General features: G+C 60.4%; 1 protein-coding gene and 1 pseudogene. Both read right to left on the reverse strand.

Annotated elements, in window-relative coordinates; genetic code table 11:
* Window positions 1-20 precede the first annotated feature (20 nt).
* A complete protein-coding gene (locus tag AC3IMC_RS20390; protein WP_490920718.1) occupies window positions 21-779 on the reverse strand; it encodes an amino acid ABC transporter ATP-binding protein in 759 nt (252 codons plus the stop codon).
* Window positions 776-982: pseudogene (locus AC3IMC_RS20395) on the reverse strand (hypothetical protein); the annotation flags it as partial. The pseudogene AC3IMC_RS20395 and the gene AC3IMC_RS20390, both read right to left, overlap by 4 nt.

The following is a 982-nucleotide window of genomic DNA, read 5'->3' on the forward strand; positions in this document are numbered from 1 at the left end:
TTGGGGGCTTGTTGGTGGGGTTAGAGGACGCGCGCGAGGAAGTCTTTGGTGCGGGCGGCCTTGGGGTTTGCGAGCATTTCTCGTGCTGGGCCTTCTTCGACGACGGCACCGTCGGCCATGAAAACCACCCGGTCCGCGACTTCGCGGGCGAAGCCCATTTCGTGGGTCACGACGATCATGGTCATGCCCTCGACGGCGAGTGTTTTCATGGCGTCGAGGACCTCGCTGACCAGTTCCGGGTCCAGGGCGGAGGTGGGTTCGTCGAAGAGCATCACTTTGGGGCGCATGGCCAGGCTGCGTGCGATCGCGACGCGTTGCTGCTGGCCTCCGGAAAGGGACGCGGGATATTCGTGGACCTTGTCTGAGAGTCCAACGAGTTCCAGTAACTCCAGGGCGTGTTTTTTTGCTGCTGTTTTCGATTGTTTCAGCACCCCGACGGGTGCCTCAATGATGTTCTCCAGCACGGTCATATGAGGGAAAAGGTTGAAGTGCTGGAACACCATGCCGATGTGTTGGCGCTGCTGGGCAAGCTTCCGCTTGGACAGTTCGTGCAGGTGGCCGCGCTGCTCCCGGAATCCGAGCAGGTCACCTTCGAGGAATACTGCGCCTGCGTCCAGGGGTTCCAACAGGTTCAGGCAACGCAGCAGGGTGCTCTTCCCGGCTCCGGACGGGCCGAGAAGGCAGACGGTTTCTCCCTTGGAGACGCTGAGGTTTACGTTGTCCAGGACCGTGTGGTGGTGGAACCGCTTGGTCACTGAACGAGCTTCGATAACTGTCATCGGTTTTTGCCTCCTGCTGCCTTGACTGTGGTGCCCAACCGGGCGGTGCCGCGGCCGAAGCGGCGCTCAAGCGCCCACTGGCCAACAGACATGATCGAAACGATGATGAGGTACCAGAGAGCTGCGACCACGAGGAGCGGGACGATCTGGTAGTTGCTGGCGTAAATCTGCTGCACGGAATACAACAGGTCAGACACGGCAAT

Source organism: Arthrobacter sp. E70 (assembly GCF_058266945.1).

Coding starts and splice junctions, on each gene's coding strand:
- AC3IMC_RS20390 (WP_490920718.1), bottom strand. CDS start 779: ATGACAGTTATCGAAGCTCGTTCAGTGACCAAGCGGTTCCACCACCAC.